A 24,250-nucleotide genomic window follows, 5' to 3' on the forward strand; every position below is an offset into this window, starting at 1 on the left:
CGCTGGTCCTGGGCTGCGCGATCCGCCCCTGCGGCCGTGGCAGGGTGGGGCGGCCGGCCTCAGCCGACCGCACCACCACCACCGACCGGAGCGGCCTGTCAGCGCCGGCCGAGGTACTCGGCGGCGACGGCGCGCAGGCGGGCGTGCGTGCCGTCGTAGACCGAGGCGCCGGTCAGGACGCTCTTCGGCAGCTTGGCGAGCATGGTGTAGTTGGTGTCCACCACGTTGCCGGCCGGCGCGAGCCCGGCCTGGCTGACCAACTGGTACGCGTCGAGCCGGTCGAGCCCGAGCAGGTCGGCGGTCCAGCCGACCAGGTCGTGCTGGCTGATCCGGAAGGCGTCCTCCAGCGGACGGGCCGAGCCGATCGACATGACGTGGCCGTCGCTCTCCAGGCGCGGCCACGCCGGCGCGCCGCCCTTGATGAGATCCACGACGACCACCGTGTTCATCGCGGCCTCCACGGCGGTACCGCACACTTCGCCCTCGCCCTGCCGGCAGTGCCCGTCGCCGATCGAGATCAGGCCGCCGGGCACGTTGACGCCGAAGTACGCGGTGGTGCCGGCGCGCAGTTCCGGCGTGTCCATGTTCCCGCCGTGCGCACCCGGAGTGATGGACATGATGACCTCGCCGGCGGCCGGCGCCACGCCGACCGTGCCGTGCATCGGGTCGAGCGGCAGCTCCACCTCCAGCTCGGCGGAGCGCGCCCGGAACCGGCAGATCCCGCGTGCCGGGTCGACGTCGTACAGCCACACCCGCTCTTCGAGCGCCGGATGCAGCATCGCCGTCGTGTGGGTCGTGGTCAGCGCGCCGAAGTGCGGGAACGTGGACGAGACGGCCCAGCTCCTAACCGGCCGGATGTCCACGAAGTGCACCGCGACCGTGTCGCCCGGCTCGGCGCCGGCCACGGCGATGGGACCGGTGACCGGGTTGAGGTAGGGGAACTCACAGACCTCGCTCGGCAGGTCATCGACCGTGCGGACCGCGCCGCCGAAGCAGTCCTCGGTGAACAACTCGACCACGGTGCCCGGTTCGACGGTCAGCGCCGGTGGCCGGCCGCCGAAGGCGAAGGCGGGCTCGGCGTCCAACGTCACGATCTCGATGCTCACTGTCCGGTCTCCTCACCGGTGATGCCCGCCAGGGTGGGCCGGCGACGGGCGATGAGGAGCCCCACCAGCACGACCACCCCGACGGCCAGCCAAACGAAACCCATCTTCTGCGCCGCGACCTTGGCGTTGATGACGACGTAGCCGAGGATCAGGAAGCCGAGCGCCGGAGCGATCAGATGGCGCCACCAATCCCGGCTGCCGGAGCGGACCACGTAGTGCACCACGACGGCGACGTGCAGCACCAGGAACGCGGTCATGGCCCCGAAGTTCACCAGCGAGCTGAGCAGGGTGATCCCGTCGCTGCGGCTGTCCATGTAGAGGCCGAGGCCGAGCGAGACCGCCGCGACCAGCAGGGTGGCGTTGACGGGGACACGCCGCCTCGGGTGCACCTTGGCCAGGAAGCCGGGCAGCTGCCGGTCCCGTGCCATCGCGTACAGCAGCCGCGACGTGGCGGCCTGAGCGACGAGCGAGTTCGCGAAGCCCCAGGAGATCGCGGTCGCCAGGGCCGTCAGCTTGGCCAGCCAGGCGCCGCCCGCGGCCCGGGCGGCGTCGTAGAAGGCGGTGCCGTTCGGATCCCCGTGGGCGATCAGCCTGGCCTGGTCGGGCACCAGGAGAGAGGCCACCCAGGTCTGCACGATGAACAGCACGCCGGTCAGTACGAGGGCGGCCACCATCGACCTGCCGATGGCCCGCGCCGACTCGCGGTTCTCCTCGGCCAGCGTCGAGATGCCGTCGAAGCCGAGGAAGCTGAGGACGGCGATGGAGACCGCGCCGAAGACCAGGCCCCAGGAGAAGGTGGCGTGGTTGTAGAGCGGGGACAGCGCCGAGCCGTGCCCCTTGCCCTGCGCGAGGGCCACGACGCCCACGACGAGGAAGAGCGCGAGGACGACCAGCTCGGCGACGAGCATGATCCGGTTGATCCGCGCGGTCATCTCGATGCCCAGGTAGTTGACCACGGTGTTGAGGACGACGAAGGCGATCAGCCACAGCCACACCGGGACGGCGGGCACGAGGGAGTTCATCGCCACGCTCGCGATCAGGTACAGCAGGCTGGGCACGAGTACGTAGTCCAGGAGGATCATCCAGCCGGACAGGAATCCGACGGGCGCGCCGATGCCCCGACCGGCGTAGGTGTAGACCGAGCCCGCCATGGGGAACGCCCGCGACATCTGCGCGTACGAGCCGGCGGTGAACATCATGGCCAGCATCCCGATGGCGTACGCGAGGGCGACCATGCCGCCCGAGCCCTGGAACACGCTGCCGAAGATGCCGAACGGCGCGATCGGCACCATGAAGATCAGCCCGTACACGACCAGATCCCGGAAGCTGAGCGAACGCCGCAGCTCCTGGGTGTATCCGTAACGTTCGATCCCTTCGACGTCACTCATGGATCCTCCTCGATGGAGCGGTGAGCGCAGCCTAGGGAATCTACTTCCAGATGAAAAGGTTTTGACTGGAAAAATCAGTAGCGACTGACCACCGTCAGATCGAGTCCATCCGCCCTGGCCAGGTACCCGCCGGCGCGCGGCGGGCCGAGCGGGGCGGCCGCCCATGCTCTCCGGGCGTCCGGTGCGCCGGCCAGCAGACGGCCCGCCGCCGCGGCCACACGCTCCGGGGCGAGCGCGCCGAACGCCGCGAGCGCCACCGCCAGGTGCACGCCGTCGTACAGCCCCTCCGCGTAGACGTCCAGCGCCGGACCGTGATCGCCGAACTCGGCCCGGTGGCGCTCGGCGAGGGCGATCCGGCGCTCACTGTCCTGGCCGGCGAACGAGCGCATCGCGGAGTACAGCTCTCCGGTGTCGTCGCCGCCGATGGCCAGCAGCCCGTTCGTCTCCAGCGACCCGGACAGCCGCAGCACGCGCGAGCCGAGACCGGACGACGCGAACAACCGGTTGAACCGGACGAGGTCACGGCCGACGAGGCTGAGCAGGACGGCGTCCGCGCGCACCCGGAGGAGAGCGTCCACCGCCTCCTCGGCGCCCGTTCCCACGACCGGCTCGAACGGCAGGAGCCGGTCCAGCACCACCTCGGCCCCGATCGATCGGATCAGCGGGGCGGCCACCCGGTGCACCGAGCGCGGCCAGATGTAGTCGCTGCCCACCAGCGCCCACCGCCGCGGTCGCCGGTGTTCGGCCAGCCAGCGCAGCGCGGGCGCCAACTGGTCCGCCGGGGACCCGCCCAGCAGGACGACGCCCTGCTCCCGCGTGCCCCCTTCCTGCGGCGGCGTGAAGAAATAGGCCGACCGGCGGGCGATCGCGGCCTCCACGGCCCGGTGCACGTCACTCGTGTGGTAACCGACGAACGCCTGGACGAGTCCCGCCTCGGCGAGCGAACGGGCGTCCCGTGCCACCTCCTGCGGCCGCCGGCCGGCGTCGACCAGGACGAGTTCGACGGGCCGACCGGCCGAGGTCGCCTCGCCCGCGGCCAGCCGCGCCGCGGCGAGTCCGGAGGGGCCGGTCAGTCCGAGCGGCCCGGACAGCGGAAGCAGCAGGCCGAGGCGCAGCACCGAGGCATCCGGGCCCGCGACCATGAGCTCCATGGCGTCCCGTACGACCGCCGCGCCGTTCATCCCGACAAGTATGCTCTGCGCAACGGCCCACGGCGGAAGGCGCATCTTGTCGACCTCGGCGACGAACCAGAGTGAAACGGTCCTGCCCGCCGCCACGGCCGACCTCGTCGACCTCCTCACCCGTACCCAGCGTGCCATCGCCCGGGACCTGGGCGCCGTGCTGGAGGAGGAGGGCACGTCCGTGGACCAGTGGCGGGTGCTGCGCGCGCTGGACGGCGCGGAGGGCCGCTCGATGGGTGAGCTCGCGGCGGAGGTGGAGATCCCCCATCCCACCCTCACCCGCATCGTCGACACCCTGGTCGACTCGGCCTACCTCTACCGGTCCCAGTCGAGCCGGGACCGCCGGCGGGTGACCGTGCACGTGTCCGAACTCGGCCGGCGCAAGCTGCGGCGACTGGACGCGCTGGCCGCCGCGCACGAGCAGGGGATCGCCGCCCGCCTGGGCCCGGACACGGTGACGGCCCTGTCCGCACTGCTCCGATCCGTGCGCGAGAGGCTCTGAACGACCGAGCGGGCCCACGCCGCCCTGAGCCACGGGGTAACGAAACCTGAACGCGGCGCTCGGCTCCGAGAGTCGCGTGGAATGGTTCCCTTTCCCTGTATCCGCAGTTCACGGCCGCTGATCGGGTGCTGCGGCGCGTTGTCCACTTCCGGCCTCGTGGTCGGGACTTGTGTTCAGACTATTGACGCTATTCGCCGCATTAACGGACACTACGCCGGGATCTTGATCACTTTCTGAACGCGCCAGGATTCCGTCAATCCGTACGTCGAGTGGAGTCTCGGTATGCGCATGGCTCGTCTCGCGGTCGCAGCGGCGGCGATCGCCGTTTTGGCCGCGCCGTTCACCGCGGCCACCGGAGTGGCCCAGGCCGCTTCCGGAGAAGGGGCCAGACCCTGGCTGAACACCTCACTCCCGCTGGAGAAAAGGGTCGATCTGCTGCTGGGGCAGCTGACCAATGACGAGAAGGCCACCTTGATGACCGCGGTGGGGCGGCCCAGCGGTTCGCACGCCACCGGTTACATTCCGGGAATCGAGCGTCTGGGCATCCCCGGCATGCAGTTCAGCGACGGCCCGAGCGGGGTCCGTGACGGCCAGCCCGAGACCGCGCTGCCCTCCCCGGTGTCGCTGGCCGCCTCGTTCAACACCGAGACGGCCAAGGCGTACGGCACGGTCATGGGCACCGAGGCCAGGTACCGCGGCTACCAGGCGATCTACGGGCCGATGGTCAACATCGTGCGCACCCCGCTCGGCGGCCGTGACTTCGAGACCCTCGGCGAGGACCCGGAACTGGCCGGCGACCTCGCCTCCTCCGAGATCCGGGCCATCCAGGCCCAGGGCGTCGCGGCCCAGGTCAAGCACTACGCGGGCAACAACCAGGAGAACGCCCGTACGACCTCCAGCTCGAACATCGACGAGCGGACGCTGCACGAGATCTACCTCCCGGCCTTCGAGAAGGCGGTCGCGGACGGCAAGGTCTGGTCGGTGATGTGCGCCTACAACAAGGTCAACGGCGTCTACGCGTGCGAGAACGCGCAGATCCTGCGCGACATCCTCATCGACACCTGGAAGTTCGACGGAGTCATCGACACCGACTACCCGGCCAACCACTCGACGGTCGCCTCCGCGCTCGCCGGCCTGGACCAGGAGTTCAGCGGCACCACCTACTTCAAGCAGCTGCCCGCGGCGGTCGCGGCCGGCCAGGTGCCGCAGTCCGTGCTCGACGACGCGGCCCGCCGCATCCTGCGGCTGGAGTTCCGCACCGGCCTGTTCGACCCGAGCAAGCCCGTGACCGCGGACTTCGACAAGGACAGCGCCGTCGCGAAGCAGGCCGCCGAGGACGGCAGCGTACTGCTGAAGAACAGCCGGAACACCCTGCCCCTGGACACGAGGAAACTGCACTCGATCGCCGTGATCGGCCCCAACGCCGACACCGCGGTCACCGGAGGCGGCGGCAGCTCGGCCGTCACCCCGTACAAGAAGGTCGACCCGGTCTCCGGCCTCAAGGCGAGACTCGGCGACTCGGTGACCGTCGACTACGTCAAGGCGGGCACGACCTCGGGCCAGCCCGCGATCCCGGCGTCCGCGCTGACCGGCCTCAAGGGCGAGTACTTCACCAACAAGACCCTCAGCGGCACCCCCGCGGTCACCCGTGACGACGCCAACGTCGACTTCACCTGGGGGAGCGGTTCGCCGGCCACCGGCATCCCCGCCGACGGCTTCTCCGCGCGCTGGACGGGCACGCTCACCGCCCCGGCGACCGGCGCGTACACCTTCTCCGCCACCAGCGACGACGGCAGCCGCGTCTACCTGGACGGCAAGCTTATCGCCGACAACTGGAGCGACCACTCGGTACGGACCGTGAAGAGCGCCCCGGTGCAGCTCACCGCCGGTGAGCAGCACGCCATCCGGATCGAGTACTACGAGAACACCGGTGACGCGTCCGTCAGCATCGGCTGGTCGTCCCCGAACCTTCCCGACCCGCAGATCCAGACGGCCGTCGCCGCCGCCAAGAGCGCCGACGCCGCCGTGGTCGTGGTCGGCGACTCGTCCACCGAGGGCTCGGACCGCACCACTCTGGCCCTGCCCGGCAACAACGACGCCCTGATCGCGGCGGTCGCCGCCGCGAACCCGAGCACCGTCGTGGTGCTGCGGGCCGGCGCCCCGGTGCTGATGCCGTGGCTGGACAAGGTCCCCGCGGTGCTCGACACGTGGTACCCGGGCCAGGAGGACGGCAACGCCCTCGCCGAGCTGCTCACCGGCGACGCCGAGCCCGGCGGCCGGCTCCCGGTCAGCTTCCCGACGACCGACACCCAGACCGCCGTCGCCGCCGCGCCCGGCCGCTACCCCGCGGTCAACGGCGTGTACGACTACAGCGAGAAGCTGGACGTCGGATACCGCTGGTACCAGGACGAGAACAAGACACCGCTCTTCCCCTTCGGCTACGGCCTGTCCTACACCACCTTCAAACTGTCCCACCTGCGCGGCGGCCCGGCCCACGTCATCGCCGGCGCGGGCACCAACGGCAAGGTGCGGCTGACCGTCGACGTCACCAACACCGGCGAGCGCACCGGATCCGACGTCGTCCAGGCCTATCTCGGCCACCCCAAGGGCTCCGGCGAGCCGCCGAAGGAGCTCAAGGCGTTCGCCAAGGTCCGGCTGAAGGCCGGTCAGACCAAGAAGGTGACGCTCACCCTGGACGGCAGCGACCTGCGGATCTGGGACGACAAGGCCCACGCCTGGACTGTTCTGGACGGCGAGTACCCCGTCTACGTGGGCGAGTCCTCCGCGGACACCCCGCTCACCACCTCGGTGACCGTCCGCCGTACCCTCGGCACGCAGTACACGTCGGTCACCGCAGCCAAGATCACCCAGCCCGGCACCGCGCAGACGGTCGAGCAGACCTTCACCAACACCGGTGACTCCGGCGTGCGCGACCTCAAGCTCTCGCTCTCCGCGCCTCAGGGCTGGACGGTGGAGCCCGCGACCACCCGCAAGCCCGCCCCGACCGACGTTCCCCCCAACAGCAAGGTCGGCACCACCTGGAAGGTGACCGCACCGGCCGGCGCGGCGGGCGGCCCGGCCGCCCTCACCGGGAACGCCTCCTTCACCCTGCACGGGAAGCAGACCCGCAGCGACGGCACGACGACGGTCGTGCCGTACACCGCGGTGGCGAACGCGTTCGACAACGTGGGGATCACCGCCGACAGCGACCCGTCCCCCGGCAACCTCGATCCGAAGGGCTACAGCTTCTCCGCCACCCAACTCGCCGCGGTCGGCTACACCCCGGGTGCGACGGTGACCGCGAACGGCCTCTCCTACGCCTGGCCGAACACCCAGCCCGGACAGCCGGACAACGTCGCCGCGGCCGGACAGGTCATCCAGGTCCACGGCAAGGGCGGCAGGCTCGGCCTCCTCGGAACCGGCACCGGCTCCTCGCACTCGGGCACGGTGACCATCACCTACACCGACGGCACGATCGCCGACGTCGCGATCACCTTCCCCGACTGGTACAGCAACGCCGCGAGCGGCAACAGCCAGTTGGCGGTCACCACCGCCAACTGGAACCGCCCGCCCACCGACACCCTCGGCAACCACAAGGTGAGCCTCTACACGACCGGAGGCGCGCTCGACCCGTCCAAGACCGTCGCGACGGTCACCCTGCCGGGCGACAACGGAATCCACGTGTTCGCCATCACCGTCGGCTGACCCACGGGACGGCCCACCGGCCGGACCCACGGCGCCACCCCGCCCTCCGCCCGCCCACCCGGCAGGCGGAGGGCGGCGCCTTGCCCCGCTTTCACCCTGCCGTTTCGGTCGCCTGGTCGGTACGGACGGCGGGGAGCGGCCACGCCTGTACGTGGGCCGACGGACGGGAACGGTCAGGGGGCGTCGACCACGAGCGGGACCTCCAGCCGGGCGCGAAGCTCCTCGACGGAAGTGCCGAACGACTCGACCACGCGGACGCCATCGGGGATGGTCTCGAAAACGGCGTGGCGCAGGGCCCATGCTCACTGAGACCACGCGCAGCCGACAAGGACTTGCGGGAGCGCTGACCGGAAAGCTGCGCGTGGAGACGACGCGCGGTGCGGTGTCGCCTCACCGGCGGCTGTACGCCTGCGGGTGCGACGCGCCCGCATGGGCCGCAGCCGGACGGCGCGCGGCGAGGGCCTGGTCGAGGTCGGCCATCAGGTCCTCGTGGTCCTCCAGCCCGATGGAAAGCCGGACCAGGCCTGCGGACGGGCGGGCCTCAGGGGCGACGGGCCGGTGCGTCAGCGCGGCGGGAAGCTGGATCAGTGAGTCGACGCCGCCCAGGGACACCGCGTGGGTGAACAGGCGAACCGCCGATGTGACATGCCTTGCCTGCTCCAGACCTCCGCGGAGGTCGATCGAGATCATCGCCCCGGTGCCCCTCATCTGCCGGTGGAGAAGTCCCCGCGCGTCCCCCTCCATCCCGGGGTAGTGCACACGGGAGACACTCGGGTGGGTGCTCAGCCACGCGGCGACGCGCTGGGCGTTCGCCTGCTGCGCCCGGACCCGGATCGGGAGCGTGGCCAGCCCCCGGTGCAGAAGGTAGGCGCCGAGCGGGTGAAGAAGGGCACCCGTGATGGCGCGGACCCGGCGCAGCGCGGCCGCCTGTTCCTGGTCGCAGGCGATGACGCCCGCGATGACGTCGCCGTGCCCCCCGAGATACTTGGTCGCGCTGTGCAGCACCATCGAGGCGCCGAAATCGACGGGGTTCTGCAGGATCGGGGTCGCGAACGTGTTGTCCACGAGAACGGGAACGCCGCGGGCCGCCTCGACGACGGCACGGATGTCGACCAGGTCGAGTGTCGGGTTGGCGGGTGTCTCCAGCATGATCAGCGCCGTGTCCGGCCGGAGCGCCGCGGCGACGCCCTCCGCCGTACAGAACGTCACCTCGGCACCGAGTACGCCGGAGGCCAAGAGGTGATCGGTCCCGCCGTAAAGAGGCCGGACCGCCACGATGTGGCGGTGACCGCTCTCCCGCGTCGTCGCGAGGATCGCCGCGGTGGTCGCCGCCATACCCGATGAGAACGCCACGGCCGCCTCGGTGTGCTCCATCCGCGCCAACGCCGACTCGAATCGGGCCACGGTCGGGTTCCACAGCCGTCCGTAGACGGCTCCGCCCTCCGCGTACGGCGTGCCCCCGCCGGCCATGGCCTCGTACGAGAGGCCGCCCGCCTCGATGTCCGGCAGCGGATTGGTCGAGGACAGATCGATGGGAAGCGCGTGGACACCGAGTTCGGCGAGGTCCTCGCGGCCGGCGTGGACGGCGATGGAGTCGAGCTGCAGCCGAGGCGAGATCATGCCGCAAGGATGAGCGGATCCACAGAGAATCTCAATGGTCATTGCGGAAACTTGCGCCGTTCGCCAGGATCGGTGCAGATTCGCCGAAAGGAGCCCTCATGCCCGACCTGGCGTCGAAGAAACCGCAACCCGCTCCAGCGTCTCTCGACGGCACCGATCTGGCCATCCTCGCCGCGCTCGTGGAGGACGGCCGCATGACCAACGCCGCACTCGCCGCCCGCGTGGGAGTCGCCGAGTCCACATGCGCGTACCGGGTGCGCGCGCTGCGGCAGTCGGGTGTCATCGCGAGCGTCAACGCCCGGCTCGACCTCGGCGCGCTGGGCCACCCGATCCACGCGATCGTCAAGGTCCGGCTGGGCAGCCACAACAGAGAGCACGTCCGCAACCTCTACGACAAGCTGGTCGCGGTGCCGGGGGCGCTGACGGTTCTCCACGTGGGCGGCGACGATGACTTCCTCCTGCACGTCGCCGTGGAGAGCCCGGAGAAACTCCGGGATCTCATCCTGGAACACGTGACCATCTACCCGGTGGTGCAGCGGACGGAGACCCAACTGGTGTTCGAGGTACGCGAAGGTCGCGGCGTGCTGAGTCCGTGAAGATGTCGCCGCAGTGCCGGCGGGTCTTGCCCAGGTCGACCTTGCCACGCGCGAAATGGTTCAGCGGCCCGTAGCCGGCTCCGGCGTTGCGGTCGGCACGCCCCTGAGCGGAAGTGCGGCCACCCCGGTCGGTGGCCCGCCGAAGTGGCCGCACGTTCCCAGCGGTTGGGGTCAGTGGACGATTCGCTCCACGATCCAGTCGACCAGTGGTTTGGTCACCTGGCTGTGCATGGTGTTCTCGCTGTCGCACTTGAACTCGTCGAGCGCGCTTTTCGCACCGTTCGCCTCGACATTCTTGTACGGGTCGACGTCCCACTCGGCCGGGTCGTAGTCCAGCGCGACCGCGCTCACGGAGGGGACGAAGCAGCTGAGCTTGTATGTTTCCGGGATGTCGGCCCCGAGTTCCTCGGCGATCTGGCCGAAGGAGTCGAGGGTGCCGCCGGGCGCGCCGTCGAGGCCGGGGACGTGCGAGGTGAAGCCCCGTCGCACCTGGCCGGCGGCCCGCATCTCACCGATCGGCTTGCGCTCGCCGCCGTCGGGCTGGAAGTTCGCCTGAGCGTAGACGACCAGCGGTATCTGGTACTTGAACACCTCCATGCCGGGCGGCAGGTCGCGGCCGGTGCCGTTGCCGGCGCCGTTGGCCACGCCTAGCTTGTGCGGTCGCTCCGGGAACTGTCCGAGCTCACGCAGTTCATCCAGGAACTGCGTGCGCAGTTCGCTGGAGGTGGCGACGGGGCCTTCGTACTTCGCGTCCGGGATCCATGCGTACAGCAGTTGCTGCGCGGCGGGGCTCCTGATCAGCTCGGCCTTCTTGATCTTGCCGGGCCCGGTCGGCAGCGACTCGAAGAAGTAGGCCATCTGCTGGAGGACCAGCGGGATCCAGGCGCCGTTGTGAGGGGAGTCCCAGGAGAGGTACGTCGTGGTCTGGTGGTCCTGGTCCTGCTTTTCCATCTCGGCGAGGGCGTAACGGGTGATGATGCCGCCCATACTTACTCCGCCGACGATCAGCTCCGCGTCGCCGCGTCGCCGCTGGACGGCCTCGTTGATGGCGCTGATCACCACGCCGGCGTTGGCCTGGATGTGAGTGTGCCGCTGCTCGAAGCCCACCAGGATGACATCGATGCCTGCGGCGAGCAGCTGGTCGAGGAAGCCGACCTCGCTGCCCGGGTAGGGCGCGTTGAAGTGGGCGAACAGTCCCGGCAGGTCACTACGGCCGTAGTTGAAACCGTCCGCGAAGATGAACGGACGCTCCAGTTCGTCGTGGCCGTCGGCGAGGTAGACCGCAGCCTCGCCGAGGGCGATCTCCCGCCGGTACGGTCGGGCGGACCGCAGCGGCCAGGTGTGCGTCGGCCGCCGGTCGCCGGCGCGCGCCACGTCCGTCGGGGTGCCGAACCACGGCCCCGGCGGCAGGTCCTTGGCGAACTCCGCCACCTTCTCGGTCGAGGACTCCTCCTCGGCCTGATTCCACGTCAGCTCGACGTCGATCCTGGCTTCCTGTGTCATGAGGTCTGCTACCGCCTCTGTGTAGGTGTCGTTTACGGGAGTGCCATAGCGCACCGAGATTCACGTGCGAACGGGCCGGCACTGCACGGAAGTCGACATAGCTCCTCGACGCGCGGTGATCGACTACAACAGTGCCATCACTCAATGTGTCCGGTGGTCCGCGTGAGGAAACGGGAACGACTCTGTAGTTAAGAGAAGGCGCGTAGGACAAATTCGTCGTATAGGCCGAATGCAGCACGAGGGCCATATAGCGCAAATATCAAGAGGGTTCATGAGGTGCGTAATAACAGGTGTTCTCCAAGCCGCCGCCGACCCCGGGGCGATTCACCCGGTGGTCCGGCTTTGACCCGTGGCGGGCAGGTGTCACACAACACGTCGGGCTCTCGCCGGTGCGGGCGTGTAGTGGGAGTTCCGGGGAAAGTCGCTGATGCGGGAGTCATACGATCAGGTGGGATGAGGTTGGCCGGGACGGCGTCGGTCGTGCTGATGCAGCCGACGACGTTGTGCAATCCGAAGGCGCGTGAAGGCACCGACGCTAACGCGCGGAGCCGCCTCGGCCGGTGCGGAGGAAGACTGCGAGCGCGGCGAGGCAGAGGAACGCGGCCGCGCCGAGGCTCGCCACGTTGAAGCCGTGGACGGCGGCCTCGGCCGGCGCGGTGGGATGCGCGCGGAGGTGGTCGGCGGCGGCGGTTGCGGCGATGGTGCTGAGTAGGGCGGTGCCGAGGGACGCGCCGATCTGCTGTGACGCCATGACCATGGCGCCGGCCACGGCGGTGTCGGCTCCGGCTCCGAGGGGCGCGGGAACGCTCTACGCGATCCGGCCCGTGCCGCGCGTGGCGGGGGTGCGTGTCGACGTCGCCGGAGCCCTGCTGGCCACCACTGGGCTGATGGCACTGGTCCTCGGTTTCGCCCGGGCCGAGACGGACGGCTGGAGCGCGGCGATCACCATCGGGTCGCTTGCCGCGGGCGTACTGGCGCTGGCCGCTTTCATCGTCGTACAGAAGCGGGTCGCCGGGCCGCTGCTGCCCTTGCGCGTGGTCCTCGACCGCCGCCGCAGCGGCTCCTACCTGGCGGTACTCAGCCTGGCCGTCGGCATGTTCGCCGCACTGTTCTTCCTCACCTTCTACCTGCAGAACGTGCTCGGCTACTCACCGGTCAGGGCGGGAATCGCCTTCCTGCCCTTGACCCTCGGACTGATGGCGGGGGTCCGAATCGTCAGCCCGCTCCTGATGCGAGCAACAGGTGCGATGGCTGCTCTCTCTGTCCCGGCCTGCTGACCATCGCTGCCGGTCTGGCACTGCTCGGCCTCGTAGGCGTCACACGGCGGCTACTGGCCGCACGTCTTCCGTGGCGCGCCCTCCGGGTGCTCAACGCGCTCCTCACCGAGACCGGCACCGTCTTCGGCTGACTCCCTACACCCTGATCGGGACGATCAGGCAGACTGATCACCCAGCACGGACACGCCGACATCGCCTGATCAACTCGATCCCTGCCGAAGAGCTACGCCCTTCAAGGGTCGCCACGACCCGTCGGCTGAGGGGCAGCCCAGTCTGTCGGTGTCCAGGGGATCGGCCACTCATTCTCGGTGGTGTCGAGCCGCTGCTGCGCAACGGCCGCCCTGGGGTGGCTGATCTTCTCGAAGAGGTGAAGTGCTTCCTGCCAGGCGTGACGGGCTTGGTCGAAGTTGCCGGCGGTGGCGTGGGTCTCACCGGTGCCGAGGAGCGCGTCGGCCTGGACGAAGGTGTCAGACAGCAGCAGAGCGAGGTGTTGTTGCTCGCGGAAGAGATCGAAGGCGCTGTCGAGGTCTGTGTTGACAAGGTGGAAGAAGGCGAGATTGCCGATGGCCAGGGCTTCGCCGCGGCGGTAGTTCAGCTGCCGGTAAATCGCGAGGGCCTGCTGAGTGTCGGCGAAGGCTTGAGCCAAGTGTCCTAAACGTTGGTGGAACACTCCCCGGTTCTGCAGCGCTGTCGCGCGGGCCCGACGCGTGTCTGGGTCGTGGAGCAGGTCAAGGGCCTGGGTGAGGAGGGTGACGCTATGCTCGTGATTCCCGCGTTGGCCTTGGACCGCGCCGTAGTCGATCAGAGCTGAGGCCTGGCCGGAGGGGTCGACGACAGTGCGGTAGATCTTTAGTGCTCTCAGGCAGCTGTCTTCTGCTTCGTCGAGGCGGTCCATCCTCCACTGAATGCTGCCGAGTCCGGACAGCATCAGGGCCTCGGCGGCCTGGTCGCCGGCAGCCTGCGCGGCCACGACAGCGAGTTGCTGTACGGCGAGAAAGTCGTTGAACTGCTGGCGGGTGATACAGAATTCCTTCTGGACCGCGGCGATTTGCCACACATAGCGGTGAAGTCCTGCTCGGGCAGCAGAGTTTTGGATGGCGGCGAGGTTCTGGCGTTCGTTGTCGAACCACGCCAGGCCCTTGTCGTAACTGGCGAAATAGCCGGGCCTTGCGGCCTGTGCGGCCGGGACACCGGACAGGGGCGGGGCGCCGATGGCGCGTGCAGCGGCATGGCCGGTGGCTACCGCCCAGGTCGCCAGCCGGGCCACAGGTGCGGTGGGGTCCGGCTCGGGGTCGGCGTCGGTGAGTTCGGCGGCGTAGGCCCGTAGCAGGTCGTGGAGTTCGTAGCGGCCGGGGGTGTTCTGGCGGATCAGGTTGTCGTCCTGGAGCTGCTCGAGGGCGGCCTCGGCCTCGTGGGCGGGAATGTCGGCGAGTGCGGCGAGGAGGGCAGGGGTGAAGTCGGGGCCGGGGTGGTGGCCGAGGAGGCGGAAGACGCGCCGGAGCGGCTCGGCGAGACCCCGGTAGGACAGGTCGAAGACGGGGCGTATCGCGCGGCCGCCGGCGCGGATCGCCTCCAGCCGCCTGGCCCGCATCCGGTCGGCGTGCTCGGCAAGGCTCCACGCGGGCCGGGAGCGGAGCCGTGCTGCAGTCAGTGCCAAGGCCAGCGGGAGACGGTCGCAGTACTCCACGATCCGGGTGGCCGCTTCGGGTTCGGCGGTGACGCGGTCCCTTCCGGCGATCCGCATCAGCAGGTCGAGTGATTCGGCGTCGGTGAAGGTTCCGATCAGGTGCGGGGTGACGCCGTCAAGACCGGCGAGGCTACGGCGGCTGGTGATCATGACCAGGCAGGTCGGGTCGGCGGGGATGAGGTCGTGGACCTGGTCTTCGTCGGCGGCGTTGTCGAGCAGGATCAGCGCACCGCGTTCGCGTAGCCGGTCGCGGTACATCGCCGTCCGCTCCTCCCGGCTCACGGGGATCTGCTGCGCGGGCACACCGAGCTGCCGCAGGAACGCCTCCAGTACCGCGGCGGGGTCGGCGGGCGGGACATCGGGGTCGAAGCCGCGCAGGTTCACGTGCAGCTGGACGTCGGTGAAGTGGCCGGCGCGGACCAACTCGTGGGCGACGCGGACGGCGAGCTGGGTCTTGCCCACCCCCGCCATACCCTCGATCGCGGAGATCACGACCGTTCGAGCACTCCCGCTGCCGTGCCGGCGTGTGGCCGTTTCGATGAGCCGTGTCAGCTCATTCTCACGGCCGGTGAAGGTCGCGAGCTCCGCGGGAAGTTGACCGAACACACCGACCGGACCGCCGGTCTTCGCCAGCCCGTGGACCTTGACGCACGCCTCGCGCCAGCGGGCCACACCGGCCTCGTCCACTCCCAGCGCTCGGACGATCGCGACCACCAGGTCCAGATCCAGGCGACGCCGGCCGGCCTTGAAGGCGTCCACGACCGTGAATGGTGACACAACCCGCGGAGGCTTCATGAAAGGCCCGGCCTGTTTGGCCAGCGTCCGATAGGACGGCATCCCTGCCCACACGCGCAGCTCACCCAGCAAGCCGATGAACTCCGCCAGATCCGTGGCCATACCCGGATCTGGCATGACAGCCCCGTGTCGTACCACAACACCCCCTGAAAGCCGTACACCCCGGAATAACACGGTAAATGAGCGTGTGTGCGATGTGTGGATTCGTGTGGGAAGCGAGACTTCGCCGGGCTTCCTCCCGCAGAGTGATTGTGCTGCGAGGGCGGGTCATACGACCGGACTAGGTGGCCGAGACCGGTCACGAGGCCGGGTGACCTTGCCCCCTCGGTCCCAGGTGTGGTCTGGGTGACCGTTCCGGCCGGTCCGGCGAGGGTGCCCGAACCACCGCGAGAGTTCCAAACCCATCGTCGGCACAAACAAAGAGCACACAACAACTGTCGGCAACTGGCTACCAGGCAAGGCGTTTCCGTCACATCGCGCGATAGCTCACGCCGCTGGCCGACTGTCGATGGAGATTGTCCGTGCCGCCGGCACCTTCCTCAAAGGAAAAGGAGTACCAAGTGAGGCAACCGTTCTCCGGCCGCCGCCTCGGCGCTGCCACTGCACTGACTGCGGTCACCCTCGTCGGTGGAGGCTTGGCGATGGCGCCGGCCGCATCCGCCGCGGTGACCGCAACCGCGCCCGCGAAACCAGCGTCGTCGGGCCAGTGCCAATACGTCCTCATCACCAGCGGCTACTCGATAACAACCACCCGGGCCCAGGCCTGTGAGAACGGAGCTGGAGGTAGCTGGATTTCCTTCGACCTGTGCTATTTCGGACTTCTAGGAACCAACGTAACGGACTATGTCGCAACGCTGGCCTGCAACGCAGCCGGCGACTGACGACTCGGGGGGGGCAGCCCGGCGCGGGCGGCCTGGCCAGCGCCGGGCTGGCGGTGGTGAGCGCCTCGAGTTGCTGCCGTTCACCGGGCTGGAGATTGTCCGGAAGGCGCAGGATCCAGCCGGTGACCTGCCGGACGCTGGGCGGTGTCGGTGTCGGTGGCGGCTCGAGAGGGACGGCGGTGCTGCGCATGTGGGCGTCGAACACCTACCACGCCTGCGGGAACGGGGACCGGAACTACTGGGTCGGATACCAGTGATCCGCATCCGCGGCTGTAGCCGCGCCCGCGCAGGCCGCTGTCTCACATCCGTCCGCTCATATGAGAGAGCAGAGAGTGCTGGCTCGCAAACCGTCGTAGCCCGGCCGCGTCGGCGGTCGCCGCGATACCCCGCGCGATAGCCGCCGCGGCCGACTGCTGTCGGCTCCTAACGAAGACGCCGCAGCCGTGCTCGGCGGCCACCTGGCCCTCGGCCCTGGATCGACTGGCGCACGGTCATGCGGGTCACGCCGTAGTGCTCCATCAGCTGTGCCTCGGAGGGCACCTTGTCGCCTTTAGGGAAGATGCCTCGCCGGATGACGTCGCGAAGCTGGTCGGCGATCTGGCGGAACACGGCTCGGTCGCTCGTGGGGTCCAGGACGCCAAAGGGGAGTTCCGCCATGCCGGCTCCTCAACTCGTCTGTACGTGTTGAACGCTACGACAGTGCGGCAGGGCTCTGGCTCAGGTCGTCGAGGGCCTACGGACGCTCGCGTGGGATCCGGCGGAGGGCCTTGGTCGTGTGGTTGGCGAACCCTTCTGCGGCTGCGAAGACGTTCGCTGCGTGGGTCGCGTCCGCCTCGACGTCCAAGTCGGGCACCGTCTTCTCGCCGGCGTCTGCGAGGTCATTGGCGATCTGGTAGCCGTGGTGTGCGACCTCGGCCATGTACGCCGCGAGCTGGTCCAGCTGTGCGGTGCTCAACGGCTTCAGCGCGTGGACGCGCTCCGCCAACTGCGCGAGGCGGTCGGTGATCGCATCGAGCTCGGTCTTCAAGTCATCCATGGTCGGTCATCTCTCCGTACGCCACCAAAACGGTCGCGCTGGTCGGTTGCAGGGACTGCAGTTCCCCAGGCAGAGGAAACCAGAGGCCCTCGACGGCCTGATGCCCGAGTCGGGTTGGCGACTGTGTCGCCTCACCGGCGTCTGCGCGAGTCGGTCACAGGATGGTGAGTTGTTCGGGCTCGGGGCGGCGCTGTGGTGGGGGCGGGGGTGTGCGGAGGCGTCGGACGTTGCGACGTCCGCCGATGCCGTGCTCGTCGGCGAGGTCCTTGACGCGTTGGGCGATGCGGTGCTGGTAGTCCTTCGGCGCGTAGGCGCCGCGACCGTACAGGCGCTCGTACGGTGCGACGAGCTCGGGGTGGTGCTCGCGGAGCCATCGGGTGAACCACTCGCGGGCGCCGGGGCGCAGATGCAGGACGATCGCCGAGACGGAGGTGGCGCCGGCCTCGGCGATCCGGCGTACGGCCGCTTCCAACTGGCGTGGGGTGTCGGTGAGGTAGGGGATGATCGGGCCCATCAGAACGCCGCAGCCGATGCCGTGCTCGTTCAGCGTCGCGCAGACCTCGAGGCGTTTGAGCGGGCCGGGCGTGCCGGGCTCGAGCAACCGCCACAGCTCCTTGTCGGTGAAGCCCACGGACACGGCCGTGCTGACCTCGGTGCGGTCGGCGGCCTCTTCCAGCAGCGGCAGGTCGCGCAGGATCAGCGAGCCCTTGGTCAGGATGGAGAAGGGATTCGCCGCGTCCCGCAGCGCCTCGATGATGCCCGGCATCAGCCGGTAGCGGCCCTCCGCCCGTTGGTAGCAGTCGACGTTGGTGCCCATCGCGATGTGCCCCCCGGCCCACTTCGGCGCGGCGAGCTCCCGACGTACGAGCTCCGGAGCGTTCACCTTCACCACGATCTGCGAATCGAAATCCCGACCTGTGTCGAAATCCAGGTACTTATGGGTGTTTCTAGCGAAACAGTAGACACATGCGTGACTGCAGCCTCGGTAGGGGTTGATGGTCCAGCTGAACGGGACCCGGGAGGCGGCGGGGACCCGGTTGATGATCGATTTGGCTCTGATCTCGTGGAAGGTGATCCCGCGGAACTCCGGGGTGTCGACCGTCACCGGGCTCCCGAACAGCCCCGGGTCCTCGCCGTCCAGTGCCAACGCGTCCCAACGCATGCCCTCACCTTAGAACATCCGTTCGATGATCGTCTGTCGGGTGGCGACTGAACGTTCATCCGGGGTGCGGGGAAGGCGTGGCCGTCCCGCCCGCGGCCGCGTCGACGAGGGCGGTGACGGCGGGGTGCCAGGGGCGGTCGACCGGTCCGGTGAGGACGAGCCGCCTGCTGATCGAGGGCCGTACGGGAACCATCACCAGGCCGGGGGCGAGCATCGCGGCGGTGAGTCCGGGCACGATCGTGACCCCGATCCCCGCGCGGACCATGGCCAGCAGGGTGCCCATGTCGCGGATGCGGTGAGTGGGGGAGAGCGGCGTGCCCGCTCGGCGGTACAGCTCGCGGAGGTGCCGCTCGCACCCTCCGCAGGACAGCAGGAACGCGTCGTCCTCGAGGTCGGCGGGGCCGATGCCCGGTTCTCCGGCGAGCGGGTGGTCCTCGCGAAGGAGGACGTGGAAGGCGTCCTCGGCCAGGGCCGTGCCCGGACCCGGTGGCGGGTCGACGAGGACGGCGAGGTCGACCGTGCTGCGGGTCAGCCAGTCGGCGACCTCGTCGTCCTCGCCCTCGAACACGGCTACGTCGACGCGTGGCAGTTCGGTCTTCCACTGGGGGATCAGCCGGGGGAGCAGGCCCTGGCAGACCGTGGTGGGCGCGGCGAGCCGTACGGTGCCGGCCGGGAGCCCGTCGCGCTGGGCGGCCAGGTCGGCGATGGCGACCGCCGCCGCGAGCGCCGCGCGGGCGTGGCCGAGGATGGAGTCGCCGAACGCGGTGGGGCGGGGGTGGCCGTGCCGGGTCAGTACGGCCCCGCCGAGGGTGCGCTCCAGTGCGGCGACGGAGTGGGAGATCGCGGACTGGCTGATCCCGAGCTCGTCGGCGGCGGCGCCGAAGCCACCGTGGTCCAGCACGGCGACGAACGCCCGCAGCTGGCTGAGGTTGAGGCTCATGAGTCTTTCTCATCGAGGCGATGTGGCCACTTGTTGGACTCATCTTCGCATTCCGCTGCAAGATCGCGTCGCATGACCGAGGTACGGCGGCGCGGAGGAGGACTGATGGAGCGGCCTGGCGGGTCGGCGGGATGGGTGCCCGGGTTCGTGGTCCTGTCGATGATCTGGGGTTCGAGTTTCGCCCTGATCAAGGTGACGGTCGACGCGGGCGTCGCGCCGCTGTGGGTCGCGTCGTGGCGGTGCCTGTTCGGGCTGGTGGCGCTGGGCACGGTGTGCGTCGTACGGCGGGCGCCCCTGCCTCGTGGCCGGCGCGTGTGGGCGCACGCGTTCGTGGTGGCCGCGTTGTTGAACTCCGTGCCGTTCGCGCTGTTCTCGTACGCGGAGACGCGGGTGAGCTCGGTCGTGGCCGGCGTCTGGAACGCCACGACGCCCTTGACCACGCTGCTGTTCGCCGTCGCCGTGATCCCCGCGGAGCGGCCGACGCCCCGGCGGTCGATCGGACTGGCGACCGGGTTCTGTGGCGTGCTCCTGGTCCTGGGGGTCTGGCGGGGGTTCGACGGCGGCACGCTGGGCGGCAGCCTGGCCTGCCTGGGAGCGACCGTCTGCTACGGCGCCGGTTTCACCTACACCCGGCGCTTCTTCGCCGGGGGCCGGGAGTCGGTCGTCGCGCTCTCGGCGGTACAGATTCTGTGCGCGACCGCCGAACTGGCCCTGGTCACCCCGGTCGTGGCGGGCCCGCCGACCTGGCCGGGGCCGGCGGCGGCAGCGGCGCTGGTCGGGCTCGGCGCCGTCGGCACCGGCCTGGCGTACATCATCAACCTGGGCGTGATCCGCGCGGCCGGGCCGACGGTCGCCTCGACGGTGACGTACCTGACTCCGCTGTGGTCCACGCTGCTGGGGGCGGTGCTGCTGGCCGAGCCGCTCGGCTGGAACACCGTCACCGGCGGTTTGCTGATCGTCGCCGGGGTGGTCGTGGCCCGGGCGCCCCGCCGGGCGCAGCGGGCGGCCGTCAGCGTACCGGGAAGCCCGGGACCTCGCGGGCGAGGTGTTCGAGCTCGCGGGTGAGGTCGTGGGGGGTCACGATGCCGACGAGCCGGTCGCCGTCGAAGACGAGGAGGCGCTCGCGGGCCAGCCGGGCCAGCAGTTCGGTGAGGGGCGTCTCGGCCGCCGTCCGCTCCGCGTCCTCCACGAGGGTGCCGACGGGGGTCTCGGGCGGTTCCCGGCGGATGCGCTCGGTGGTCACGACGCCGTGGACGACGCCCTCGTCGACGACCGGATAGGCGGAATGCCGGTGCCGGGGCAGCATCTCGCGCAGGAACTCGGCGACCGGCATGGAACTCGGCACGGTGAACGGATCCGGGGTCATGATCCGGCGGATCGGGATGCCGTCGAGCCGCGCGCGGACGCGGGCCTGTCCGGCCTCCAGGCCGGCGGCCGTGATCAGGAACCAGCCGACGAGCGTGAGCCACAACCCCTCCGCGCTCCACATGGCGATGTAGAAGCCGGTCAGCATGGTCACCCAGCCGAACGCGCGGCCGACCTGGGTGGTCTGCAGCGTCGCCTTCAACCGGTCGCCGGACATCCGCCACAGCAGGGCGTGGACGAGTCGCCCGCCGTCCAGGGGCGCGGCGGGGATCACGTTGAAGGCCGCCAAGAGCGCGTTGATCAGGGCGAGCCAGGTAACGCAGCCGCTCACCATTCCGTCCACCCCCGTGAGGAGGAGGACGGCCGACGCCGTGCCGAACGCCGCCGCCAGCAGCACGCTGACGAGCGGTCCGGAACCGGCGATGCGCACCTCGGCGCCCGGGGTGGCCGGCTCGCCCTCGTACCGGGCGACGCCGCCGAGCAGCCACAGGGTGATCCCCGTGACCGTGAGCCCGTTCCGGCGCGCCACGATGGCGTGCGCCAACTCGTGGGCCAGCAGGGAGGCCAGGAACACGGTGGCGGTGAGCAGCCCGCCCAGCGCGTAGAACAGCGGGGGCAGACCCTTGTACGTGTGGGGCAGTTGCTCGCCGGCCAGGCCGTAGGTGATGAGCGCGAAGATCACCAGGACGGTCCAGTTGACGCCGACGCGCACGCCGCCGATCCGGCCGAGCCGGAGGGTGTCGTTCATAGCCGCCGCCTTTTGTCGTCCCTGAGAAGGGGATACCCGCCAAACCACTCGAGAGTCTCGGGCAGAATGCCCTTCCGTGGGTTCATCCATCGCCAAGGGGAGCGTCGCGGTCGTCGCCGCCGCGGTCGTCGCGGCTGGATGCGGTGGCCCCGCGGACCGGTCCCGGCCCCCTGCCGCGCAGGCGGCCGAATGCGGTCAGGTGACGATGGCCCGCTCGGACGCCGCGCGGCAGACCCGGGCGATGTGGATCGTCTCGGTGGGCAACGGCGACTGGCCGAGCAAGCCGGGGCTGTCGGTGGCGAAGCAGCAGGCGGAGTACCGCGCCCTCCTGGACCTGGCCGTACGGCGGAACCTCAACACCGTCTACGTGCAGATCCGGCCGTCGGCGGACGCCTTCTACCCGTCCCCGTACGAGCCGTGGTCGCGGTACCTCACCGGGAAGCAGGGGAAGGCCCCGGGGTACGACCCGCTGCGGTTCCTGGTCGACGAGGCGCACAAGCGCGGGCTGGAGTTCCACGCCTGGTTCAACCCCTACCGGGTCAGCACCGGGCCCAACCGCAAGAGCCTGGCGCCCGGCAACCCGGCCCGGCGGCATCCGGACTGGGTGTACCGCTACGGCGACGCCCTCTGGTACGACCCCGGCCTGCCCCAGGTCCGTGACCTGGTGGCGAAGGTGGTCCTCGATGTCGTACGGAAATACGACATCGACGGCGTCCACTTCGACGACTACTTCTACCCCTACCCCTTGCCGGGCAAGGAGTTCCCCGACAAGCCGACGTTCAAGAAGTACGGCGCGGGCTTCAAGAACCGCGCCGACTGGCGCCGGCACAACGTGGACACGCTGGTGCAGACCGTGTCGGCCGGCATTCATCAGGCCAAACCGTGGGTCAGGTTCGGCATCAGCCCGTTCGGGGTCTGGCGCAACAGGTCCGATGACCCGAACGGTTCGGCGACCCACGCGCTGCAGAGCTACGACGACATCTACGCCGACACCCGTAAGTGGATCAAGAACGGCTGGATCGACTACGCCGTACCCCAGCTGTACTGGCCGATCGGGTTCGGCGCCGCGGACTACCGCACGCTCGTCGCGTGGTGGGCGAGGCAGGTGACGGGCACGCACGTCCAGCTGATCATCGGGCAGGCCGCGTACCAGGTGGGGCACGGCGGCCCGTGGAACGCGCCGGCCGAACTCTCCCGCCACCTGGCGATCGACGCGAAGTACCCCCAGGTGACCGGAGAGGCGATCTTCAGCGCCACCGACCTGAACCAGGACCGCCGCGGGTTCGCGTCCCGGCTGGCGCGCGATCACTTCGGCCGCCCGGTGCTCGCCCCGGTGAGCCCGCGTACGGCCGCCGCCCGGCCGTCGGCGCCGAGCCGTCTGCAGGCCGAGGACCGCCGGTTGACCTGGCAGGGCACCGGCGCGGCGGCGTACGCCGTCTACCGTTCGCCGGCGAAGGGCCCGGCGTGTGCCGCGCCGGATCCACACGACCTCCTCATGGTGGTGCCGGGTACGACGCACCAGATCACCGACCACTCCGCCGAATCAGGTCAGGTCTACACGTATTACGTGACGGCGCTGGACTCACGCCACCGGCAGAGCCCTCCGACCCGAGGCGCCCAGATGACCGCTCGAGGCGGCTGACCAGGGCCTACCCGGCGGCGATGCCACATCCGGCCGCGAATGCCGAGGCTCCTTGGGTTTTTGAGGTTTCCCATGCTTGGCAAACAGGGGATGATTCCTGGAAATCTGTGACCCCCTGGAGGTGCGGCATGGCGCTCTCGATGGAGGAGGAGCGAATCCTCACCGAGATCGCATCTCAACTCGGTCAGGAAGACCCTCGCCTGGCCGACCGGCTGTCCAACTTCGGGCGCCTTCGCAGGCGGCGGCGCATTCGCGCCGCCCTGGCGATCGCGGTCGCCGTGCTCGTGATCGCTTCGTTGGTGGCCGCGGCCGTGGCCACCGTGCCGGTCTGACGAACGAGGTCGCCCCCGCGGGAGACTCTCCCGCGGGGGCGACGACACGCTGACGCCGGTGTGGTGGTCGCCTCTCGGCGAAAAGCACAACGCGGCTCCTGCTCCGGCCATGCGGCCGGACGGTATTCCGCGAAGGCGATAGGTGCGGCCCGGGGACACATGCCACACCGGCCTCACCAGCGTAACCGATTCCCACCCGTGACCGGCACATCCCCGGGCGGGTCGGTGCACCGCGTGCGGTCGGGAGCGCGGTCGGCCGGCCGGGGCTACGACCCGTCCGCGGACATGCCCGGCATGACTCCGAGCTGGGCCGCGATGGTGGCGATGTCGAAGTAGATCCGCTCGCAGATGATCCGGTCGCCGTCCGGCCCGTCGAAGAAGAAGAACGCCACCATCGGGCACCGGAAGGCGCGGCCGGTCGGGGGGAAGCCGTAGGCCTCGCCGAGGTGCGTGCCGAGCAGGTCGAACTCCGCGATCACGGCGTCGTCCGCGTGCCGGAGGCGGACGTTGTCGTGCCGCTGGTCGGGAAAGGCGTCCCGGGAGCTGCGGTAGTAGCCCATCACCTCCTCAGGGCCGTCGAACACCTCGCCGGTGGGGATGATCTCGTAGCGAGGGTGGTCGCTCATCGTCGTCAGTGTGACGTCGAAGTCCTGCGCGGTCTCGGACTCGAAGTGGGCGCGGATCAGGGCCTCGCGCGCCTCGCGCACGCTCGTGGTGGTCACGGTCTCTCCGTCCTGCGGCTCGGGCGAATGGTCGCGTGGTGCGACTGGCGCTTTGTCGGCTC

The 24,250-nt window shown here is 69.8% G+C and carries 22 protein-coding genes; 9 read left to right on the forward strand and 13 right to left on the reverse strand.

Going from position 1 to position 24,250, the window contains the following annotated elements; all coding sequences use genetic code 11:
• Positions 1 to 98 precede the first annotated feature (98 nt).
• The 3 genes from AB0L00_RS30880 to AB0L00_RS30890 all read right to left on the reverse strand — a co-directional run bounded on the left by AB0L00_RS30880 (position 99) and on the right by AB0L00_RS30890 (position 3,675).
• Entirely contained in the window at positions 99 to 1,106 is a 1,008-nt protein-coding gene (locus AB0L00_RS30880; RefSeq protein ID WP_364440586.1) for an acetamidase/formamidase family protein, read from the reverse strand.
• Positions 1,103 to 2,494: an APC family permease gene (locus AB0L00_RS30885; protein WP_364440587.1), complete on the reverse strand. Its 1,392-nt coding sequence runs from the start codon at positions 2,492 to 2,494 to the stop codon at positions 1,103 to 1,105. The genes AB0L00_RS30880 and AB0L00_RS30885 overlap by 4 nt, the downstream gene beginning before the upstream one ends.
• Before the next feature lie 74 nt (positions 2,495 to 2,568).
• Positions 2,569 to 3,675, reverse strand: a complete 1,107-nt coding sequence (locus AB0L00_RS30890; protein WP_364440588.1) for an ABC transporter substrate-binding protein — start codon at positions 3,673 to 3,675, stop codon at positions 2,569 to 2,571.
• Positions 3,676 to 3,721: 46 nt separating this feature from the next.
• On the opposite strand from AB0L00_RS30890, the gene AB0L00_RS30895 reads away from it, so the two are divergent.
• Both AB0L00_RS30895 and AB0L00_RS30900 read left to right on the forward strand, forming a co-directional pair.
• Positions 3,722 to 4,177 carry a MarR family transcriptional regulator gene (locus AB0L00_RS30895; protein ID WP_364440589.1) on the forward strand — a complete coding sequence of 152 codons (456 nt, stop codon included), beginning with the start codon at positions 3,722 to 3,724 and terminating at the stop codon, positions 4,175 to 4,177.
• Between the two features lie 282 nt (positions 4,178 to 4,459).
• Positions 4,460 to 7,882: a glycoside hydrolase family 3 C-terminal domain-containing protein gene (locus AB0L00_RS30900; RefSeq protein ID WP_364440590.1), complete on the forward strand. Its 3,423-nt coding sequence runs from the start codon at positions 4,460 to 4,462 to the stop codon at positions 7,880 to 7,882.
• Positions 7,883 to 8,272: 390 nt separating this feature from the next.
• Here AB0L00_RS30900 and AB0L00_RS30905 read toward each other — a convergent pair whose 3' ends face one another.
• Complete coding sequence (locus AB0L00_RS30905; protein WP_364440591.1) at positions 8,273 to 9,502, reverse strand: aminotransferase class I/II-fold pyridoxal phosphate-dependent enzyme; 1,230 nt, start codon at positions 9,500 to 9,502, stop codon at positions 8,273 to 8,275.
• A 98-nt stretch (positions 9,503 to 9,600) separates the two neighbouring features.
• On the opposite strand from AB0L00_RS30905, the gene AB0L00_RS30910 reads away from it, so the two are divergent.
• Entirely contained in the window at positions 9,601 to 10,098 is a 498-nt protein-coding gene (locus tag AB0L00_RS30910; protein WP_364440592.1) for an Lrp/AsnC family transcriptional regulator, read from the forward strand.
• A 171-nt stretch (positions 10,099 to 10,269) separates the two neighbouring features.
• On the opposite strand, the gene AB0L00_RS30915 is transcribed toward AB0L00_RS30910, so the two are convergent.
• Positions 10,270 to 11,601, reverse strand: coding sequence for a hypothetical protein (locus AB0L00_RS30915; RefSeq protein WP_364440593.1), 1,332 nt, complete (start codon positions 11,599 to 11,601; stop codon positions 10,270 to 10,272).
• A gap of 535 nt (positions 11,602 to 12,136) precedes the next feature.
• Entirely contained in the window at positions 12,137 to 12,352 is a 216-nt protein-coding gene (locus AB0L00_RS30920) for a hypothetical protein (RefSeq protein ID WP_364440594.1), read from the reverse strand.
• On the opposite strand from AB0L00_RS30920, the gene AB0L00_RS30925 reads away from it, so the two are divergent.
• Positions 12,351 to 12,878, forward strand: coding sequence for a hypothetical protein (locus AB0L00_RS30925; protein WP_364440595.1), 528 nt, complete (start codon positions 12,351 to 12,353; stop codon positions 12,876 to 12,878). The genes AB0L00_RS30920 and AB0L00_RS30925 overlap by 2 nt on opposite strands.
• 232 nt (positions 12,879 to 13,110) lie before the next feature.
• On the opposite strand, the gene AB0L00_RS30930 is transcribed toward AB0L00_RS30925, so the two are convergent.
• On the reverse strand, positions 13,111 to 15,462 hold the full coding sequence (locus tag AB0L00_RS30930) for a tetratricopeptide repeat protein (RefSeq protein ID WP_364440596.1): 2,352 nt from the start codon (positions 15,460 to 15,462) through the stop codon (positions 13,111 to 13,113).
• A gap of 458 nt (positions 15,463 to 15,920) precedes the next feature.
• Between AB0L00_RS30930 and AB0L00_RS30935 the strand changes: the two genes are divergently transcribed.
• A complete protein-coding gene (locus AB0L00_RS30935) occupies positions 15,921 to 16,241 on the forward strand; it encodes a hypothetical protein (RefSeq protein WP_364440597.1) in 321 nt (106 codons plus the stop codon).
• Between the two features lie 122 nt (positions 16,242 to 16,363).
• Positions 16,364 to 16,498: a hypothetical protein gene (locus AB0L00_RS30940; protein WP_364440598.1), complete on the forward strand. Its 135-nt coding sequence runs from the start codon at positions 16,364 to 16,366 to the stop codon at positions 16,496 to 16,498.
• A 166-nt stretch (positions 16,499 to 16,664) separates the two neighbouring features.
• Here the strand turns inward: AB0L00_RS30940 and AB0L00_RS30945 are convergent, their stop codons facing one another.
• From AB0L00_RS30945 to AB0L00_RS30960, 4 genes are all read right to left on the reverse strand, one after another.
• Positions 16,665 to 16,898 (reverse strand): GntR family transcriptional regulator, encoded by a 234-nt coding sequence (locus AB0L00_RS30945; protein WP_364440599.1) that lies wholly within the window; start codon positions 16,896 to 16,898, stop codon positions 16,665 to 16,667.
• 76 nt (positions 16,899 to 16,974) lie between these two features.
• Positions 16,975 to 17,277 carry a hypothetical protein gene (locus AB0L00_RS30950; protein ID WP_364440600.1) on the reverse strand — a complete coding sequence of 101 codons (303 nt, stop codon included), beginning with the start codon at positions 17,275 to 17,277 and terminating at the stop codon, positions 16,975 to 16,977.
• A 154-nt stretch (positions 17,278 to 17,431) separates the two neighbouring features.
• Positions 17,432 to 18,439, reverse strand: a complete 1,008-nt coding sequence (locus AB0L00_RS30955) for an Rv2578c family radical SAM protein (protein WP_364440601.1) — start codon at positions 18,437 to 18,439, stop codon at positions 17,432 to 17,434.
• A 55-nt stretch (positions 18,440 to 18,494) separates the two neighbouring features.
• Positions 18,495 to 19,379 carry a LysR family transcriptional regulator gene (locus AB0L00_RS30960; RefSeq protein WP_364440602.1) on the reverse strand — a complete coding sequence of 295 codons (885 nt, stop codon included), beginning with the start codon at positions 19,377 to 19,379 and terminating at the stop codon, positions 18,495 to 18,497.
• Positions 19,380 to 19,484: 105 nt separating this feature from the next.
• On the opposite strand from AB0L00_RS30960, the gene AB0L00_RS30965 reads away from it, so the two are divergent.
• Positions 19,485 to 20,444, forward strand: coding sequence for a DMT family transporter (locus AB0L00_RS30965; RefSeq protein ID WP_364440603.1), 960 nt, complete (start codon positions 19,485 to 19,487; stop codon positions 20,442 to 20,444).
• Here AB0L00_RS30965 and AB0L00_RS30970 read toward each other — a convergent pair.
• On the reverse strand, positions 20,389 to 21,492 hold the full coding sequence (locus tag AB0L00_RS30970) for a site-2 protease family protein (RefSeq protein WP_364440604.1): 1,104 nt from the start codon (positions 21,490 to 21,492) through the stop codon (positions 20,389 to 20,391). The two genes, AB0L00_RS30965 and AB0L00_RS30970, sit on opposite strands and share 56 nt — an antisense overlap.
• A 76-nt stretch (positions 21,493 to 21,568) precedes the next feature.
• Here AB0L00_RS30970 and AB0L00_RS30975 point away from each other — a divergent pair, with 76 nt between their 5' ends.
• Together AB0L00_RS30975 and AB0L00_RS30980 are read left to right on the forward strand one after the other, a co-directional pair.
• A complete protein-coding gene (locus AB0L00_RS30975) occupies positions 21,569 to 23,134 on the forward strand; it encodes a family 10 glycosylhydrolase (RefSeq protein ID WP_364440605.1) in 1,566 nt (521 codons plus the stop codon).
• 128 nt (positions 23,135 to 23,262) lie between these two features.
• Complete coding sequence (locus AB0L00_RS30980) at positions 23,263 to 23,466, forward strand: DUF3040 domain-containing protein (RefSeq protein WP_345348519.1); 204 nt, start codon at positions 23,263 to 23,265, stop codon at positions 23,464 to 23,466.
• 266 nt (positions 23,467 to 23,732) lie between these two features.
• On the opposite strand, the gene AB0L00_RS30985 is transcribed toward AB0L00_RS30980, so the two are convergent.
• Positions 23,733 to 24,188 carry an ester cyclase gene (locus tag AB0L00_RS30985; protein ID WP_364440606.1) on the reverse strand — a complete coding sequence of 152 codons (456 nt, stop codon included), beginning with the start codon at positions 24,186 to 24,188 and terminating at the stop codon, positions 23,733 to 23,735.
• Positions 24,189 to 24,250 lie beyond the last annotated feature (62 nt).

Source organism: Actinoallomurus sp. NPDC052308, assembly GCF_040679195.1.
Taxonomy (GTDB): Bacteria; Actinomycetota; Actinomycetes; order Streptosporangiales; family Streptosporangiaceae; genus Actinoallomurus; species Actinoallomurus liliacearum.